Genomic DNA, 19,961 nt, shown 5'->3' with positions numbered 1-19,961 from the left:
ACGAGTTATATTATAAAACTTGATTTCTGCAAGGCCAGCTTGTTAAAGTTTTAGACATCATCTAAAATAACTAATTAGTATGTTATTCTAGATGATGTCTAATTATAAAAACTAACCTTTAGTAGCACCAGATGATAGTCCTTCTACAATATGCTTTTGTAAATATACAAACAGCAATGTAATTGGAATAGCAACTAAAATTGCACCTGCAGCGAACATGGTAAATTGCGTATTTTGTTGTTTTTGAACCCATTCAAATAATCCCATAGCAAGTGTTTTCTTCTCACTGCTTTTTAATATTATTTGAGGAAATATAAAATCAAACCAAGGTCCCATAAAGTTTGTAAGTGCAACTAATGTAATTATCGGCCTTGCTAAAGGTAATATTACCTTTACGAAAATAGTCATATTTGAAGCCCCATCTATTTTTGCAGCTTCATCTAAGCTTCTTGGAATACCATCGAAAAATCCTTTACATAACCATGTATTATATGGTATTTGTCCACCTGCATACACAAGAATTAAACCCCAATGACTATTTAATAATCCTAACTTACTTATTAGAATAAATATAGCAGTCATAGCTAAGAAACCGGGGAACATTTGTAAAATCATCATTACCATAAGCCCTTGTTTTCTACCCTTAAATTTAAATCTAGAAAATGCATAGGCAGAAAGTGTTGTTAGTATAACTGACAAGAACATATTAATTGTAGCAATTTTAAATGTATTCATATACCATTTCGGAAAATCAGTTTGTGTAAACAACTCTTTATAGTGGATTAATGTTGGATTTTTAGGAATTATAGATGAACTAAATAAACTTGTACCACTATTAAATGAGGATAAAACAATCCAAAGTACCGGTGTCAATATTACTATACATAGTAGCACCAATATAGCATATATTATTATTTTTTCAATTATATTAGATAAATTCACCTTTTTATTTTTTACTATTTTTTTATTCATTACATCATGTCCTCCTCTTTGAAGGCTTTGGTTTTACTAAAGCTATATGCTGAAATACTTGCAACAAAAATAAATAATATAATGGTAATTACAGATGCCATATGGTATTGGTTCTGATCCTTTGTCATCTTATAAATCCATGAAATTAAGATATCAGTATCTCCTGCATATTGTAAACTCCCATTAACTGGATTACCGTCTGTTAACAAATAAATCATTCCAAAGTTATTAAAATTATAAGCAAAACTCATTGTTAATAGTGGCATTGTTTGAAAAAGCACTAGTGGCAATGTTATTTTATAAAATTGTTGCCACTTGGTTGCGCCATCAATTTCTGAAGCTTCATATAAAGACTTGTCTATATTAGTAAGTATTCCTGACATAAGTGCCATAAAATAAGGTGCTCCTAACCAAACCGTTATTATTAAAATCATTATTTTCGCAATAGTGGGATCTGTAAAAAAAGGTATTTTTCCCATTCCAAAGGAAGCTAGCATATTGTTTACTGGACCTGGTCCACTAAATGCTAATCTCATTATAAGTAAGGATATAAATGCTGGTATAGCATAAGGCAAAAGAAAAATTGTTCTAAAAAACTTTTTGAATCTTATTCCCTTAGCATTAGTTATTAGTGCTAAGAATAATCCAACAAAAAAGTTACAAGTAGTGCTTACTACAGCAAATATAAGTGTCCAAATTCCTACTTTTAGAAAAGTATTATTCCACATTTTTAAATTTACTAATTGTTTAAAGTTATCAAGTCCAACCCAGTCAACTAAGTTCCTTGGTGGCAAATGATTAGGACTTGAATAGTTAGTAAAAGCAACTATTACGGTGAACATAATAGGAAGCATAATAAAAAATACAGTAAACAAGAATCCAGGTGTTAGCATGATATGAGGAAAATATTTTTCCCACACATAACTTAAGAATTCTTTTGTATTTAGTGGTTTATTACCTTTTTCTATACTTTCGCCTCCTCGTTTTGCATCATAGATATTAAGTATGTATACTGAAATTACAAGAAATAAAATTATAACAGCTATAAGACCTTCAATCATTAAGAAAATAGAATGATCTCCTGTTGCTTTCCCATTCACAAATTTCACACCAGAATCTCCTAGTGAAATTAGGCCCTTTATCGATGTTGAAAAATATCTTATATTAAATAATGCTACTATTTCTATAATTGCAAACATAATTCCTTTGAATATTTCTTTGTTATATATTTGTCCTAGACCCATAAAGAACACAGAGAAAATAGTTGCTTGTTTTGATTTTTTCATTTCATACCTCCTAAATCAGATAGAATTTTATTTAAAATTAGTCATTTGCTATATAGCAAATGACTAACTTCTATTTACAACTAATTATTTTTGAGCTTCTATTGCGTCTCTTATAGTTTTAGCTGCAGTTTTAAGTGCTTTTTCAGGAGAAACTCCATCGTTCCACATTGATGAAAATGCTGCTCCGTATGGAGTCCAAACAAGTCCCATTTGAGGAATTGATGGCATTGGTACAGAATACTTTATTTGCTCTAAAAATGGTGCAACCATCGGATCATCTTTAATTTTAGCATTTCCCATTAGTTTTGTTACTGGTGGTATTTGTTTAGTTAATTCATATCTTTTTAATAACATTTCATCCGATGTTGCTAAACTAGCGAACATTTGAGCTGCTATTGGATATTTTGAATAAGAACTAACAAATAATGTTTTTATTCCTGATAAACTTAATTGTTGTTTTCCATTGGTTAATTTAGGTAATGGTGCTACACCAAAATTAACGCCAGCCTTTTCTCTACCTGATACTGCCCATGGTCCATCTATCATAGCCCCTATTTTTCCTTCATCAAATAAACCTTCCACAATTATATTAGTTGAATCTGCTGCATTAATTGGTAAAACTTTTTTCAAATCCATTAAAGATTTTGCTCCGTCAATTGCTCCAGCTGAATCAATACCTACGTCTGTTTTATCAGTTCCATTTTTAAAAATATAACCGCCGCCTCCTGCTATAAAACTATGAGAGAAGTAAGCATTCCCAATATCCCACATAAATGCATATTTGTTTGTTTTTGCATCGTTAAATGTTTTGGATTTTGCGATTATCTCTTCATAAGTTTTTGGTGCTGTTTTGAATACATCTTTATTGTAAACTAATCCGTAAGTTTCTACTGCCGTTGGATATCCGTAAACTTTACCCTCATATGATACTGCATCTAAGGCTGATTTTAAATAGTCCTTCTTAACTCTTTCTGCAAATAGGTTATTTTCTAAAATTAAACCTGATGATACAAGTTCTCCAGTGTGATCATGTGGTGCATCAAATACATCCGCACCTATTCCAGCTGGTCCATCTGTAGCCATTTTGGCTTTAGCATCAACAGATCCAACTTCTTCGTATGTAACTTTTACTCCGTATTTCTTTTCAAACTCAGCACCAATAAGTTTCATATAATCTGTTTCAACGCCTTTAGCCGTCCAAACTACTAGTTTAGCTCCTGATTCAGGTTTCACTTCAGTTGCAACTCCTTCTTTAGCCGCTGTTGCTTCTACTGCTACTTTTTTAGTACCACATGCTGCTAACGATACAGTGCATGATAAAGCTAATAATAGACTTAATACTTTTCTTTTCATATTTAATCCCCCTAAAATAGTATATTTATAACATCTCTGCAAGCGTTTGCATATTTTTATTGTAAACCGAATATTCATAACTGTCAAATAATCTTTTTACTGAATTTTGTTTAATTAACTATAGTCAAATACTATGTAATCTTAGTATGGAATCCATTTCAAAATCACTTTGAACCCTTATAATCTCTAGTTTAGATTCTCTCAATAACAATACTGCTTTACTTTATTACAACAATATTCTAAGGAAATTTTGTGCAAACGTATACGAAAATGTACAATTTTATATTACAATTCAATAAATACAAATAAATTAACATAGTGTATATACATATTTTATTAAGTATATACAATCATCACTAAATGCTTATGATATAATTTCACCATAAATATACTAGGGCATACAAGAAATATCTATGACAACTTCCACTATTCACTATCTTTATATGCCTAGGATAAACATAAAAGTGAGGTAGATTAAAATGAATAAGCATGCAATATATCATATTACTGAAACACCCTATGCCTATGGCAGAGATTTAAACACTCTAGTGCTGCGTTTAAGAACAGGAAAAAATGATGTTAAAAAATGCAATTTATATTATAAAGATAGATATAACTGGGATGATCCATATGATGTTAAAGAAATGAAAATTACAGCTCAAGCTGACTTGTTTGATTATTTTGAAACAGAAGTATCCGTTGAGAGAAACAGATATAGATATTACTTTGAGCTAATTGATTTGAATAATAATATAATATATTTTGATGAAAGAGGCTTTAGAGATAAGACACCAGATTTAAAAGAATTCACAGCTTTTCAATTTGCCTATTTAGCAGAGGGCGATTTATATGAAGAAGCTCCTTGGTTACAAGAATCAGTTGTATATCAAATTTTTCCAGATCGTTTTTATAATGGAGATAAAAGCAACAACCCAGAAAATACTTCAAAATGGGGCAGCGTAGTAAAAACTGAATCTATGTTTGGTGGAAATATTCAAGGAGTTATTGATAAGTTAGACTATCTAGAGAAATTAGGCGTTAATTTAGTTTATTTAACTCCAATATTTAAATCCACTTCAAACCACAAATATAATACAGCAGATTATTATGGCATAGACCCTCAGTTTGGGACCCTAGACACAGCAAAGGAGTTAATAAAAAAATGTCATGAAAAAGGAATGAAAATTATTTTTGATGCTGTATTCAATCATTCAGGAAGTGACTTCTTTGCCTTTGAGAATTTACTAGACAAACAAGAAGCTTCAAAGTATAAGGATTGGTATTTTATCGACAGTTACCCAGTTAGTACTGATACTGTAAACTACTATACTTTTGCTGATGACGTAAGCACAATGCCGAAATTAAATACTCATAATAGTGAAGTAAGAGAGTATTTATTAAAGGTGGGAGAATATTGGGTAAAAGAAATAGGAATTGATGGTTGGAGACTGGATGTTTGCGATGAAGTTGACCATGATTTTTGGAGAGCTTTTAGTAAAGTAGTTAAAGCAGCTAATAAAGATGCGGTTATTGTTGGTGAAATAATGCATGAAGCAAACTCCTTCTTAAAAGGAGATCAATTGGACAGTATAATGAACTATCCTTTTAAATCTGCTTTAGTTGATTTTTTCGCTAATAGAAGCATACCTGTAGAAGAATTTGACAATATATTATCTTCTAATAGAACTCTTTATATGAGTAGCATCACAAGGCAACTCTGGAATCTAATGGGTAGTCATGATACTAAGAGATTTTTAACTGAATGTGAGGATAATGTAGACAGAATGAAGCTTGCAATCGCCTTCCAATTTTGCTACCAAGGAGTTCCATATATTTATTATGGAGATGAAATAGGTCTTAATGGTGGTGAGGATCCTCAGTGCAGAAAATGTATGATTTGGGATGTAGAAAAACAAAATACGGAATTATTTAACCACTACAAGACTATGATATCTCTTAGGAAAAATAATAGTGCTTTAATTTATGGTGGCTACAAAAAACTCTATTGCAAGGACAATGTTTTAGTTTTTGAAAGAAGTTATGAAGGTGAATCTCTATTAATTGCTATTAACAATAGTGATGAAGAGTATAATGTTAAGCTATCTTTAGATAACACCGCTATAGATATTTTCACTTCACAGGAAACAAAATTAAACAATGGATTAATATTAAACCCTATGGAATTCAAAATATTAAAATTATAGAAAATAAGAAAGCGGGGCAGTCATTGATAAAAGGCGTGTCCCTTTTTTAATATATACTTTTCGTTATATCATAATATAAGAAAAAAGCTCCTAATATATTGGTTCATGATGATTCATAGAAAATCCATCAACCATTATATCTAACCTCTCTGAAGTATCCTCTTTTATCTCTACAGGTTTTAGTTTTTTCACAATTCCAAGAGGCTCCTTTAATGAAAGTTTATCGGTGCGTCCTGATATAACCCACAAAATTTTATAGCCTTTTGGCATTACATCAAGTTTTTCTTCACCCTTTCCATCTGTAAAATATATTAGTATGTTGGTATCCGTATTATTTACATACTTAACTACCGGTGTAAATTTTGTACCACCGCGCGAACTACAACGCTTTCTTATACTATTAATAGACTTAGCCTTGTATACTTGCCTTATTTGCGAATCACATTCAATCAAGGTTATTTCATGCTTATAATTTTTTACAATGTTAAAAACTTCCTTTATTACTCCATGAAACTCCTCATCACTTATGCTACCGCTTATATCTATAGCCAAGGTAATTTTAGCTGTATGTCCTCTAAGTTCTCCCCTTAAATCTAATCTATTAGGTTGACGTCTGCTCCTTCTTGACACAGTCTTTTTTTTATCGCTTTCTAAAGTTCCCATTATTTTTTTTAGATATAAATTCCAAGGAATTTCACCTTTATTAGCTTTTAATCCTTTGAGAATTCCCTCTAAATAAAGAGGAACTTTGCCCTTCTCTGCAAGTGCTGCAAATTTTCGCGTAAAATCTTTAAGGGTCTCCTCATCTACTTCTATAGATTCTTCCCATAAATCATGAGTTTTAGATGCATTAAATTCTTTTTCTATGTGCTTCTCCTTAGAGTCATCCTCGATGCTCTCATCTTCTTGCTCTAATAGGTTTAAGGCTTCTTGAATTGTATGCGCATAATACTCCATAGTCATATAATGTTGCATCTTTAAACTATACTTAAAATTTATACTGTCTATTGTCGTGGCATAGGGCGGCAAATAATCTATATACTGGTTCACTACTATATCCATTGCCATATTAATAGAAAGGGTACTATATTTTGTTTTAAGACTCCTTGCACGATTCAAATGGGAGGATAATATATGATAAATCTCGTGTTTAATAGAGCCCATCATCTGCCTCGGTGTAAGATTTAAAAAGATATATGGATTAAAATAAATAACGTACCTAGATAATTTAAAGTTCACAGCCGTGGGCGAGGTTATATCATATTTTATCTCCCTAGACATTTGAAGCAGAAAATACCCATAAAAGTTTTCATTATCTTCTATGAGCATAAAATTAACCTTTTGCACAAGCTTCAAAAAGTTTTCCGCAAAATCCTTTGGCATTTGTTCAATGCTTTTCACATTAGAAATTTCATCATAAAGCTCATTTTTAAGACTTTCAAAGTTTTTCACCATAATTTCACCTAGCCTTTTATTTCATTGTAGGCCTTAAAATACATTTCAACGAAATCCTCATTTTCCAAACATAATTTATAAACACTATTATGACTTTCTTTAATATCCTGCATAATTCCTACCCCTAAGTCCACAGGGTAAATCTCTAGGAATTCTACAAGTCTTTGTATATCACTATTTAAATTTTCTTTCTTATCTAAGATACATAAAATATTATTTGCAATCAAATATAATCTAGTATGACTTTCCTCTTTCACCTTTGCAATTACATCTTGTTGTAATTGCGTGCCATTAAATACCTCTTCATAAGAAATTAGAGGTTTATTATCTTCCTGTGAAAATGCCATAAACTCATGAGCTATTCTATTGCCTAAATTCCCTTTTAGTATATTTAAAAATATTCTTTTATGGATTGTCTCTTTATTTTCCTTGTAAATCCTATAGCTTTTAGAAACTCGCTCGAAACTTCTAGGGGTTGCTCTTATTTGCTCATCCTTTTGGTTATTAAGTAGATATTCTGGAAAAGTAGATATAAATTCTATAACCTTTTGCTCTATTTTATTCTCAATAGCCCATGAGATCCAAGCTAATGAATCACATTCCATTTGCAGCAAAACAAATCTATTTTCTTGAGCTGCATCCATATCAACTACTTGATAATCAAAATCTTCCCCGTATTTACTAGAAGGATTCATTGCAGCTAATATTTTAACTTTTTCATTTAGCTTGTACCCATTTATCTCCCTATTTAGTATAAGATTCATAAGCTCCTGCTGCACCGTATGTTCACAACGATTTATTTCATCAATAAATAAAAAGACCTCTTTACCGCTAGATATCAAACTATCTATTTCTTGTAGCTTTGTGTGAACCGCGTAAACAGTATTTTTCTTACTAACAGTCTTGCCTCTATTATCTTTAAAGCTATAATCCTCAACTGTTGGAAGGCCACCTATTTCTCCTTCTTTCAAAAGGTTCCCGTCTATAATAACTAGGCTCCAGCCTTTATTTTTTGAAAGTGTCTTCGCTAAGGCAGTTTTCCCTATACCACTCTCACCTATAACTAAAGGTACTTCATCCGTTTGTATAACAAGATCTACACTTTGCATTGTATCTTCAAAATTCATCATTCACCCTTCTTACATCATATTCAGTTTTTCATCAACTGCTATTTTTTTGCAGACTTTACTACCATATTTATAAATAAAAATTATTTTATCCATAGATATATTTCCATATTTTTTATTTATACTATCGCAGTTTATAAAATCTCTTACGTATTTTTCTGATATAGTTTCTTTAGATAATACATCTATGAAAGCCAGCTCCGTAGCATTAATTGGTAGGTCATTAATGAAATATTTCATTACCAAGGCATTGTGCTTTAAAAATGATATTTTTTTATTTTCATCTATGTTTGAAATGAACTTTATTGCAGCTTCATTTTCGCAAACAGCCAAAATTTCTGCATTTAAAGTTGCATTTTTTATATATCTTAACGCATTATAATTTATTTTTATAGCCAGAATTTGTATTTCTTCATTTGGGTTGTCTATATATTTTATAGAGTCATAATCTTTTTCTATAGCTAGTTTTTGCAATAGATTGCTTGGTTCTTTTGCATATTTTATTGCATAGCCTTTTTGATCAATGCCTATTTTTATCAATTCTTCGCAGGGATTTTCAATAAATTCCAAAGTGTTCCATAGCTTTGACACAACATATTCTTTCATATCATAACTTGGATCTTCTACAAACTCAATTGACCGTGGATTACTTCTTATTGCTAGCTCCTTCATTTCTTTTGTAGGGTTTCTTATATAACGTAGCATTACCCCATCTTTCTTTATAGCCATTATCTTCATTTGATCACTAGGATTTTCAATATTTTTTATAACAATTGGATTACTTTCTATCATCGCAATGACTTTACTTTCTATCATAAAATTGCACCTCGATACTTATTAATTTAAACTAATTATAACATGAAAAAAGAATTTATAATTTCTTGGAAATAAAAAAAAGAGATATTTCTATCTCTTTCATAAATAATCTAAAATTTTATATTCCAAAATACCGTTGCCCCAATTTTTACACCTATCTTTTCGATAGGTGGGTGTCCTCAGAGATGTTTAGTAGTCCTTGCCACTTAAAATATTGGTCTTATAGGTCAAATCCACACCTAGATCTTGAACTCCCGTATTAATACTGTAGGTTGAAAATAAGAGCTTCACGAATACCTCAGAAATACAAACTTATAAAATCAATGAATACGTTTAAGTATTTCTTATTAAATTTATTATATCAGATTATAAATAAAATTCAATAGTAATTTATGATTTCTTTAAAATTTTTTTATGCAATAATACCATGTTTATTTAAATTCAATTTTGAATTTTTATCTACTACTACAGCATCATATTCTCTTTGCATTTTTTTCATAGTCTTTAATATAACAGCATCTGCTGTACTCATACCGTCGGAAGATAAAATCCCTAAATTTTTAATTGTATCTTCTGCAGTTTCTGCAACAATTCCATTTCTTGCAGGTATAATAGAATTATTTATAGCCAAAATTGCTGATTGCACAGCCACTGATGCAGAAGTTGAAAGCTTTAATGCACAGCCTTCCTTTGCCCCATCACATATCATCCCACTGGTGTTTGCAATGGTATTCTTTATAACCCCATCTATTTGATCATAACTAGCACCCATTAACCATGCTATAGCAATACCGGCCCCAGTTCCAGCTGCAACACCACAAGCACACAATGCTGATAACCTTCCTATATAATGTTTTATATAACTGTTCGTAATATGACTTATTGCCACTGCCTTAGCCAATCTATCATCACTTACATTAAATTTATTTTTATATGCCACCAATGGTAAAATTGCTGTAAGCCCATTGTTTCCGCTTCCACTACTACTCATAACAGATAAATTCATCCCCGACATTCTCGCATCACTAGCTGCTGCTGTGAGCATCATTGAAGAGGTCATTAGGTCTTCTGACAGAATCCCTTTCTCTATGCTTTTTTTAAGACTAAATCCCACCCCCATGCCCATTTTCTTTTTAAGTCCTACCTTGGCTATATTTTCATTCATAACTATTCCCTCTAACATAAAAGCGATATCCTCATTAGGAATTTTCTCAATTTCTTTTATAATGTCTCTTATTCTCAAATTATATAAAATATTCTTTCCCTTATTGCTACTCTCATCCTCATTTGTTAGATCTATTAGAACTTCGCCTAATCTTTCAATATAAACAAATCTATTATGTTTGCCGCTTATAATTACACTACAATTACCTTTATCTGTTACAAGATTTACTTCTACATAGACTTTATCTCCAGTATCTTTAATATCTAGTCTTAATTTTCCACTATATAAAAACTCTTTTGCAAGTTGCACTTGCATTTTGTTAATTCCTTCAAGTACCCTTAAATCCTTTTTACTTTCTCCACCAACAAAACCCAGTGAAGCTGCAATCGAAAGCCCAACCTCCTGCGTATTTGGTATACCAACTGACAAGCCATTTTTATATATGTTAGGACTAACAAAAACTTCTGCACTTACTATATTATTAAAAGTCATTAGTTCTTTAGCCTTTGCACATGCAAGAGCAACAGCTACTGGCTCAGTACATCCCATGGCAGGAACAACTTCTTCCTTAAGTGTTTGAACTATAAGATTTCTTAATTTCATGAAAACACTCCCTCAACGAATTATTCTAAGACATACCTATAAAATTAAATACATTAAAAACTTATGTAGCTTTTATTAATATTTTTTTAAATATACCTTATACATATTATAGCAATACTCATGCCAACAAAATTATACTGAAAATAAACCTTTCGGTGATGTTTTTTCTCAAAATGATAAAAAGCAGTATCAAAACGAGAATTAATTCTCATTTTGATACTGCTTAATGATTTATAGCTTTGAAAAAGATGATTTGATCCCATATTCTTTTATTTTTCTATATAAAGTTGCTCTACTTAATTCTAAAGCCTCAGCCGCCTTTGTAATTGACTGTTTACTGTGTCCAAAATACTCTAGAGCTTTTTCAATTTCTTTTTTTTCTAATTCCTTAATAGGTATAATCTCTACATCCTTATTCAACTTTAAAGTGTTTTCTGGGTCTTTCAACCTCTTCGGCAAATCCGTACATTTTATAACACTACCACTGCACATATTTACAGCATATTCTATGGTATTTTCAAGTTCACGTACATTGCCAGGCCACTTATAATTCATAAAAATTTCTAAAGAATCATCATCTATTTTATTTATATGCTTTTCTAGCTTAGAATTACATTTGTCTAAAAGATAATCCACAAGGATTATTATATCATCTTTTCTATCTCTTAGAGGAGGTATATTAAGTGGAATTACATTTAATCTATAAAATAAATCTTGCCTGAACTCTCCTTCTAATACTTTTTTTTCTAAATCTTTATTGGTAGCCGCAATTATTCTTACATCTATAGGAATTGATTCTTTTCCACCAATTTTTTCGATAACGTATTCCTGTACTACCCTTAAAAGTTTAGTTTGAAGATGAATAGCCATGTCTCCAATTTCGTCCAAAAATATTGTTCCCTTATTTGCTAATTCAAATTTCCCTGCCTTGCCGCCCCTTCGCGCTCCTGTAAAAGCCCCATCTTCATACCCAAAAAACTCACTTTCTAGCAGTTGTTCTGGAATAGCCGCGCAATTTATTGTAATAAACGGCCCTTTCGCTCTATTACTATAAAAATGAACAGCCCGTGCAAATAGCTCTTTTCCAGTTCCACTTTCTCCCTGAATAAGTACTGTAGAAGTAGATTTCGCTGCTTTTTCTGCTTCTAATTTAACTTGTTCTAAGCAGTAACTACTACCTATAATGCTGTCAAAAGACGTAACCATAGTCCCTGTGGTAATATTATTTACTGTTTTTAATAAATCGGAAATATTACTAAAGGAGCATACTATACCAAAGTTTTTATCACCAATACTAATAGGCTTCGCATCAAGTACTCCTCTGAAATGATGACTACTACCATTATAACTAAAGTCTTTATTCTTTAAATTCTTATGTTTCTCGATAAGTTTATTGAAATCTAAGTCACCAATAAGATTTTTTATATTTGTATTTAAAATTTGGTTTCCATGAAGTCTAAATAGCTCTAATGCTTTAGTATTATAATGAAGAATATTTCCTGCGTGGTCCGCTGCTATAATTCCTTTATCTACAGCGTCAAGAACTATCTCAAGTTCCCCTGCCAAAAGCTCTATTTTCTCTGTATTTTCCTGTTCTAATAGCTTTGAGGATATTAAATCCGCCATTCTATTTAAAAAATTCATTAGGTTTACTTGATTATTTATAATAGCATCCCTTTGTTCTTCCTCAAAAGCAATAAGCCCAATAACTCCAATAGTATCATTACCAACATGAATTGGGCAACAAACCTCTGCAAACTCCTTGCAACTATAAGTATTCTCACACCTTAAGCATGCAAAATGTTTTCTAGGATTTTCAATAACGAAGCTTTCTCCCTGCGTCAGCGCAAATCCAAAAACAGATTTTTCATTTACTTTTTCTCCGATACAATTTCTATACCTTCCTGTCCCTGCTATTCTATTATAATTATTATCTACAACCGTCACATCTACTCCTATAACGCTCGATATCGCCTCAGAAATCTTCTGAACATTTGAAACTATTTTTATCAAATCCATACTTATCATCCTTTTAATTTTTTTACATAAATCTGAATTTATTATACCATAGTTAAATCATCTCCTGGGTCGCTGAAATGTCGTTAATCATCTGAATATATATCAGAAAATTCTATATTAACTCTTTCTCTACTAGTTTTATACTGAAATTCATCATCTACATAATGCTTTGTTAATGTTTTTGTTGGAAGTTTAATTATAGCCTCACTTCCTATGTTAATCTCACTTTTTATTTCAATGCTTCCTTCATGCATTTTTACAAAAGATCTTACAAGGGACAATCCTATACCTGCCCCTTCACAAGGACGTTTTAATGTTTTATCTATTTGTGCAAATCTCTCAAATACAAATTTTAACTTGTCCTCTGGTATACCTATACCTGTATCCTTTACAGAGATAAGAATACTATCTTCCTTATCAGTCAATGCCACTAAAATTTTACCACCACAATCAGTATATTTAATGGAGTTAGATAGTACATTAAGCATAATCTTCTCTATTTTATCTGGATCAAAAGTCATTATCTTTTCTTCTACATCTGTATCAAAAATAAGTTGAATTTGCTTACTTTCCACGTATGAAGCAGCAGATAAAGCAATATTTTCAATCACGCTTACGATGTTAACCTCTACCATGTTTGGTTTAAGTAACCCTGAATCTACTTTCGTAATATCTAAAAAATTATTAATTAACCTCATAAGCCTGAAACAGTTTTGTTTCATTACAACTAGATATTCATCTTTTTTCTCCCAAAATTCTTCTGTATTATTATATATACTTAATACCTGAATAGCAGAATATATAACATTTAAGGGAGTCTTTAATTCATGAGAGATATTTGTAAATACCTCTGTAATCAATTTATTCAATTTAATAGTTTCATTTAATAATTGAAGATTTTTTTCTATGTCCAATTGCAGTTTTTCAACCTGCTTTTCAGGAGTAATATCACGTATTATACTTAATATCGCAGGTTGTCCTGCATATGTAAAATAAGTAGAGGTATTTTGCACATTAGCAACTTTACCGTCCTGCTTAAATATTTTTCCTTCAAAATTTACAAGTGTGCTTTGCTTATTGTATATTTCATCAAACTTCTCTTTAATATTTTCACTCTCATCTATATCCATAAAGTCTAAGATAAGTTTCCCAATTAATTCATCTTGGGTATTTAACCCCACTAATTTTATAGCACTTTCATTCACAAAAATCACTTTATCATTCCTATGAACAAATATAGCTTCCCTTGAATTCTCAATAAGTAAGCTATAGCAATCTTCGTTTTTCAATAATATTTTTTCTATATATGCACGTTGATTATCCGTGTCTTTTAATTCATCATTAAGTGCTTGAAGTTGTAAATTTTTTTTATGTAAATTTTCTTTTTCAATTTCTACGTAATGACCTAATGGCCAGGCTGTTAAAATAAATACTCCCGCCATTATTAAATCATTTTCAAAAAAAAAAATTAACACTAGCATGTGGTGCATAAATCAAGTCTATAACTAGTATTATCCCCGATGAAATAACTGCCATAGTAACACCATTTTTCATACCTAATTCTAATGTGGAAGTAATAATTATAAATAGAAACAATAATTTATATTGACTAGTACAATTCTTTGATAAAATAATGCAAATTGAAAAAATCATAATAAAAACTAAGTTCTCAATAATTTGTATTAGCTTTAAATATTTAGATCTAAATTTTCTTATCGACAAAAATGACCATAACCAATAAATACATATACTACTTACTGATAACATTGTCATTGGAATTATATTAATATACCCACTTGGGTTTTGAAAACTCTCAATATTTTTTATAAAAAATTTATTGTAAATTACAATTCCACAAAATAATAATGAAATCAATTTAACAATAGATATAATATCATTTATTTCTTTTTTTCTGTCTTTATCAATAGTACACATTTTATTCACATCCATATTAAAACATTTATATTTAACAGAGATATAAGGACCATCACTGATCCTTATATCCTTGCTAAATTTTTATTTTTCTCTTAGGCATTTTGGTTCCTTTGGTTGATATGCACTAAAAGTACACGCTGATGCTGATGTTCTTTTAGCAAATGTCGTAAATACAGTCGCACTTAATGATATTAGATTTTTCGCCAATTTATTTTTCATGATATGTCCTCCTTATAATATATTCAAAAACAAGATTTACTTTATTAAATAAAGTATGACCTGATGTTGTCAATGTAAATGACTGCCATAAAACAGCTAAATATATACACTCAATGATATTTAGTAAAATACTTCTTCTATATTTAATATGGAAGAATACTAAAATCATAATAAGTCCTAACAATATGTTTAATACAATAATAGAACATTTCTTTAAATGTTGTTTTTTCTCAATTTTTTTAATGGGTTTTGCTGGACTATCCACAGGTGCAAACCTATAAACAGTATAATAAGAAAACATTAAACTTATTATTCCTAAAATAATTACCGCCAGGCTATTAAATCTACTAAATACTTGTTGTACAATTAATGCAAATCCCACAGATACTATTGTTCCAATTATAGCACAGCGATTGGGAGAACTAGCATGGGCCCCTCCTGAATACTTTCTTAGTAAACTAATAGTAAAGGTTATTATTAATGCTTCTTCTAAAACTCCAAAAACACTACTAAACACTATTACTAAAATTATGCACCAAAGTATTTGAATCAAATTAAATGCTCCATAAGCAATAATTTCTTCATGGTCCTTGTCCATTTTTAAATTTAAAGCAATCTTAGAACTTATCATTTTGGAAATATTTTCAATCATAAATATTGGATACCTCTAATTCTAGTTTTAAATTGAAATTTATAAAATAATAAAATAATAATGCTAAACATCACCATTGAAGGCTCCGAATATAACACTTTCTTAAGTGGATCATTAAATATCATTTTAAGATCAAGCTTCATTACTTTATCTAACATAGCAACATTTATCCATTCACATGTTGATATTGTAATCATAACTTTTAACACTGAAGACGTAGCTTTAATAATATTTATCCTATTTATCCATGCAACTATTAAAATATAACTTATTATATTTATAGTGGCATGAACCCCGTAATTTATGGGTAACAGTCTTACTAAATATGTACTTATAGCTATAAAAATACTAGAAACAATATACATTTTTGGATCAATTCTTTTGTAATTCAATATGTAAATTGCCAACACAATTAAAAATGCTTCAGGAATAGTTCTTAAAATGAATTCTATTAAAGATATTCTTAACAAGATATTATCCCCCTTTTGCTTTTGTATAATTCTAAGTTCTAAATTCTAAGCTCCTCGGGTTTTACATTTTAATACATATATCGCCTAAACTTACTTTATTTCTATTATTATTATAACTTTTCCCACTAAATTTAGCATCAATTTTCATGCTCTAAATTATGTCAATATTCTACATAAAAGTGTAGAATATCCCATATTAAGTTTAAATTATCTTCTGCTAAGCTGAAATGTCGTTAAATCTACTCTAGGCTAAATATAAATTTCAATAAAATAAATATAAATATAAGACATGGATATACTATCATTGAAAGGAGATGGTATTAATGAATGAAGGTCTAATAGTACTAGCGAGAGGAATCATCGGATTTTTCACCTTATTAATATTTACTCGTATCCTTGGAAAGCAGCAGATTAGTCAACTAACTTTTTTTGATTATGTTGTAGGTATAACTATAGGCTCCACTGCCTCCACTCTAACTACAGATTTAACTAGTAGAGCATGGCCTCATTGGGTAGGTCTACTTACTTGGGCTGTATTATGCTTTATACTACAATTAATAACTGTTACCTCAAAGACTGCTGAAAAATACCTAGATGGTGAACCTACCATTATTATTATAAACGGAAAAGTACTTGAGAAATCCATGAAAAAATTTCGTTACACCATAGGTGACCTTTTATCGCAGTTAAGAGATAAGGGTGTTTTTGACTTAAGCGACGTAGCTTATGCAATACTCGAAAAAGATGGACAATTGTCTATCTTAAAAAAAACTCAATGTGATACTGTTACAGCAAATGATTTAAAAGTTAAAACTACCCCTGCTAGTATTGATTTTGAAATAATTTACGATGGATCTATTTTGCAAGATAATTTAGATAAAATTAATAGAAATGAAAAATGGTTAATGACTAAACTAAAAAAGAAAGGTATTAATGATGCCTCCGAAGTATTTTTAGCTATCTATAACGCAACAACTGGTTTACATATAGATCTTTATAAAGATGATATAGAAGAAAATAATAAATAGCAGATAAAGGGGCTTAAACTATGAAAAAATTTATATCATATGCTATACCAATAGTTACTTTAACAATTTTCGTATTAATAATGCTAGGAGGTAATTATTTGAAAAAGCCTCGCAATCCTTCAGAAGATGTAGTTTCTTTTGTAGAGCTATCTATAGAACATGCAAAATCTGAAAAGTGGGATATGCTTGAGCAAGATATCGTTAGTATTGATACTGCCTGGAAAAAAATCATACCTCGCATTCAATTTAGCGTTGAACGAGATGAACTATATAATATAAGTTTAAACATCGCCAGTCTTCGCGGTTCAATAGCTAGTGAAGATAAAGCTAGTACCTTGATTGAATTAAATCAAATTATTGAAAATTGGGATGAACTAACAAAATAATACCTAGTGACCTAGGTATTATTTTTGTTAGTTTATTATTTTTATCTTTTTGAAATTTAGAATGAACTTTTTAAAACCACATGAAGTTCGTGTAATGCTCTAGTTGCCATTACATACCTAAGTTTATCCTCTTGCTTATATTCCCCCTGCAAACTTTCTGTTTTAAGTCCACAAGGCTCATCTAATATCATGATAACTGCATCAAACTCAAGTCCTTTAGCAAAATATGATGGGATTACAACAATTCCGCTATGATACACTGCGTTTTCTTTATTTATAATCTTAACATTAGCATCCTTGTTAATTAAATCAAAGATTTTTTCTGTTTCACTTATATCTTTACAGATAATCGCAATATTTTCATAAGTCTTACTTTTGAACTCAGAAATTTTTTGGATCATAAAACTTTTAAGTTCATCCTTATCAGAAATTAATTTTTCTTTTACCACTTCACCATTACGTACTACGGGAACAATAGGATCTGCATGCAAATATTTATTAGCGTACTCCATAATTTCCACTGTAGATCTATAGCTGGTACTTAGTCTAAACTCCTGAGTATTACACTCTGGCAGTATATTCTTTATATCATGCATAGGTAGCAACCCGTCATATGGAATCAGCCTCTGATTGCTATCTCCAACTATCGTTAAGGAAGAACACTTTGTTAATTCTTTTATTACCATGAACTGAAGTTCATTATAATCCTGAGCTTCATCTATTACTACATGTTTTATTTCCTCAGAAATCTTTATCCCTTCTAGCTTAATTTTAAAATATAAGATACCACCTAAATCATTTTCTGTTAATCTTTTATGTCCATTTATCTTGTTGTATAAATCAACACAGTTTCCATTTTCAATCCAAGTAAGATTTCTTTTTACTGCTAATACCTCTTTAATTACTTCTCTAATTTTGAGTCTTCTATTAAAATCTAAATCATTTATTTTAAAATCCTTTTCTTCTTCAGGTAACTCAACCACGCTTTTTTCATATTCTTTTTGTATAAATCTAACTTTTTCATCTCTAGCGTCTCTAATCTTAGAATAAATAATTCTTTTAATTTTCTTACTTCTTCTAAATAGAGGCATAGTTATATAGTGATTATAAAACATTTCCATTATTTCTTGTTTAGATAATACTATCTCATTCATAAATAATAAATCTTCTATTTTAAAGTATTCGTTATCTAATTTTTCTACTGATGCGTCAAGAAAGTTTTTATACTCTGTAGAATTTTTATACATGATATCTCTAGCAAATTCTTTTTCTCCACTAAGCACTTTTTCCATGTACTCTTTTAGACTCATTACTTCCATAGGTCCTAAAATGTCAAAGGCAAAGTCTCTAAATGTTGTTTGCTTAACTCCCGATTCTCCAAGGCTTGGTAGCACTAAAGAAATATATTCCATAAATACATTATTTGGCCCTAATATTAGAACCTTGTCTTGGAGTATTTTTCTATAATTATAAAGCAAATATGCTACCCTATGAAGAGCAATAGTAGTTTTTCCACTACCAGCAACGCCATCCACTACAATAGTTTTGGTTCTTGGTTGCCTTATTAAATCATCCTGTTCCTTTTGTATTGTCATTATTATATCTTTCAGCTTTTCTGACGCATTGCTACTAAGCACCATTTGAAGTATCTCATCTTTTACATCTAGTGCTGAGTCGAACATACCTTTAAGCTTTTCTTTTTTAATAATAAATTGCCTCTTAGCTAAAATGTTTACTCGTATCTTTTCCTTAGGAGCATCATAAAAAGCTTCCCCTAAAGCCCCGGTATAAAATAAAGATGCAACGGGGGCTCTCCAGTCTACTACTAAAGGTTCATATGTATTTTCTGGAGTAACTCCAAATCTTCCCACATACATTTTATTAATACCATAGTCTTCTTCAGAAAAATCAATTCTTCCAAAATAAGGAGAGCTCTTAAGCTCAGTTAACTCCCTAACTCTTCTATCAATAGTTTTAAATGCTTCTTCCTTTACATATACCTCATGATCAAAATATTCTATTACCATATCTTCATCATCTCTATAATCTTCAATTACTTTTTTCCTATATTCTAAAATATATTTTGTGATTTCCTTTCTCTTTTGAATATATTTTAGAATTTCTTCACTAATGATTTTAATAATGCCATTTAATTTTTCTTCTTCTATATTAAATTCTAATTGTTTCTTTAATTCAACTTCTATTAAACTAGCATCCATATCATATTTATTATTATTCAAAACTACCACCCCATTTTAACGATTATATTTT

17 protein-coding genes and 1 other RNA gene are annotated in these 19,961 nt (G+C 30.2%); 3 read left to right on the top strand and 15 right to left on the bottom strand.

The genetic code is table 11. The features are described from left to right. Positions 1–111 precede the first annotated feature (111 nt). The 3 genes from ACWJKP_RS03775 to ACWJKP_RS03765 all read right to left on the bottom strand — a co-directional run bounded on the left by ACWJKP_RS03775 (position 112) and on the right by ACWJKP_RS03765 (position 3,611). Positions 112–972 (bottom strand): sugar ABC transporter permease, encoded by an 861-nt coding sequence (locus ACWJKP_RS03775; protein ID WP_165412447.1) that lies wholly within the window; start codon positions 970–972, stop codon positions 112–114. Beyond that, positions 972–2,258, bottom strand: a complete 1,287-nt coding sequence (locus tag ACWJKP_RS03770; protein WP_165412446.1) for a carbohydrate ABC transporter permease — start codon at positions 2,256–2,258, stop codon at positions 972–974. The genes ACWJKP_RS03775 and ACWJKP_RS03770 overlap by 1 nt, the downstream gene beginning before the upstream one ends. Before the next feature lie 84 nt (positions 2,259–2,342). Then, positions 2,343–3,611 (bottom strand): sugar ABC transporter substrate-binding protein, encoded by a 1,269-nt coding sequence (locus tag ACWJKP_RS03765; protein ID WP_165412445.1) that lies wholly within the window; start codon positions 3,609–3,611, stop codon positions 2,343–2,345. A gap of 479 nt (positions 3,612–4,090) precedes the next feature. Here ACWJKP_RS03765 and ACWJKP_RS03760 point away from each other — a divergent pair, with 479 nt between their 5' ends. Further along, a complete protein-coding gene (locus tag ACWJKP_RS03760) occupies positions 4,091–5,815 on the top strand; it encodes an alpha-glycosidase (protein WP_165412444.1) in 1,725 nt (574 codons plus the stop codon). 90 nt (positions 5,816–5,905) lie between these two features. On the opposite strand, the gene ACWJKP_RS03755 is transcribed toward ACWJKP_RS03760, so the two are convergent. The 11 genes from ACWJKP_RS03755 to ACWJKP_RS03705 all read right to left on the bottom strand — a co-directional run bounded on the left by ACWJKP_RS03755 (position 5,906) and on the right by ACWJKP_RS03705 (position 16,276). After that, a complete protein-coding gene (locus tag ACWJKP_RS03755) occupies positions 5,906–7,270 on the bottom strand; it encodes a vWA domain-containing protein (RefSeq protein WP_165412443.1) in 1,365 nt (454 codons plus the stop codon). A gap of 8 nt (positions 7,271–7,278) precedes the next feature. Then, the gene (locus ACWJKP_RS03750; RefSeq protein ID WP_165412470.1) at positions 7,279–8,397 is read right to left on the bottom strand and encodes an ATP-binding protein; all 1,119 of its coding nucleotides are present in this window, start codon (positions 8,395–8,397) and stop codon (positions 7,279–7,281) included. Between the two features lie 12 nt (positions 8,398–8,409). Further along, complete coding sequence (locus ACWJKP_RS03745; RefSeq protein WP_165412442.1) at positions 8,410–9,213, bottom strand: hypothetical protein; 804 nt, start codon at positions 9,211–9,213, stop codon at positions 8,410–8,412. 118 nt (positions 9,214–9,331) lie between these two features. Next, positions 9,332–9,521: non-coding RNA, 6S RNA (gene ssrS, locus ACWJKP_RS03740), on the bottom strand. A gap of 104 nt (positions 9,522–9,625) precedes the next feature. Further along, complete coding sequence (locus ACWJKP_RS03735) at positions 9,626–10,981, bottom strand: L-cysteine desulfidase family protein (protein WP_165412441.1); 1,356 nt, start codon at positions 10,979–10,981, stop codon at positions 9,626–9,628. Between the two features lie 231 nt (positions 10,982–11,212). After that, positions 11,213–13,000 carry a sigma-54-dependent Fis family transcriptional regulator gene (locus ACWJKP_RS03730; RefSeq protein ID WP_165412440.1) on the bottom strand — a complete coding sequence of 596 codons (1,788 nt, stop codon included), beginning with the start codon at positions 12,998–13,000 and terminating at the stop codon, positions 11,213–11,215. Between the two features lie 83 nt (positions 13,001–13,083). After that, positions 13,084–14,475 (bottom strand): PAS domain-containing sensor histidine kinase, encoded by a 1,392-nt coding sequence (locus ACWJKP_RS03725; RefSeq protein WP_462961418.1) that lies wholly within the window; start codon positions 14,473–14,475, stop codon positions 13,084–13,086. Next, entirely contained in the window at positions 14,456–14,935 is a 480-nt protein-coding gene (locus tag ACWJKP_RS03720; protein ID WP_318038337.1) for a hypothetical protein, read from the bottom strand. The genes ACWJKP_RS03725 and ACWJKP_RS03720 overlap by 20 nt, the downstream gene beginning before the upstream one ends. Before the next feature lie 81 nt (positions 14,936–15,016). Next, positions 15,017–15,154, bottom strand: coding sequence for a cyclic lactone autoinducer peptide (locus ACWJKP_RS03715; protein ID WP_165412439.1), 138 nt, complete (start codon positions 15,152–15,154; stop codon positions 15,017–15,019). Continuing rightward, complete coding sequence (locus ACWJKP_RS03710; RefSeq protein WP_224579040.1) at positions 15,144–15,806, bottom strand: accessory gene regulator ArgB-like protein; 663 nt, start codon at positions 15,804–15,806, stop codon at positions 15,144–15,146. The genes ACWJKP_RS03715 and ACWJKP_RS03710 overlap by 11 nt, the downstream gene beginning before the upstream one ends. After that, entirely contained in the window at positions 15,803–16,276 is a 474-nt protein-coding gene (locus ACWJKP_RS03705; protein WP_462961417.1) for a hypothetical protein, read from the bottom strand. Before ACWJKP_RS03705 ends, ACWJKP_RS03710 begins: the two co-directional genes overlap by 4 nt. 323 nt (positions 16,277–16,599) lie before the next feature. Between ACWJKP_RS03705 and ACWJKP_RS03700 the strand changes: the two genes are divergently transcribed. Further along, positions 16,600–17,304 (top strand): DUF421 domain-containing protein, encoded by a 705-nt coding sequence (locus ACWJKP_RS03700; protein WP_165412437.1) that lies wholly within the window; start codon positions 16,600–16,602, stop codon positions 17,302–17,304. A gap of 98 nt (positions 17,305–17,402) precedes the next feature. Further along, positions 17,403–17,690 (top strand): DUF4363 family protein, encoded by a 288-nt coding sequence (locus ACWJKP_RS03695; protein ID WP_224579042.1) that lies wholly within the window; start codon positions 17,403–17,405, stop codon positions 17,688–17,690. A gap of 56 nt (positions 17,691–17,746) precedes the next feature. Here ACWJKP_RS03695 and ACWJKP_RS03690 read toward each other — a convergent pair whose 3' ends face one another. After that, positions 17,747–19,909: a HelD family protein gene (locus ACWJKP_RS03690; protein ID WP_462961674.1), complete on the bottom strand. Its 2,163-nt coding sequence runs from the start codon at positions 19,907–19,909 to the stop codon at positions 17,747–17,749. Positions 19,910–19,961 lie beyond the last annotated feature (52 nt).

This window comes from Clostridium sp. CM037 (genome assembly GCF_055081095.1).
Note: the sequence above shows the minus strand (reverse complement) of the source record. Positions and strands in the feature narration are given on the sequence as shown.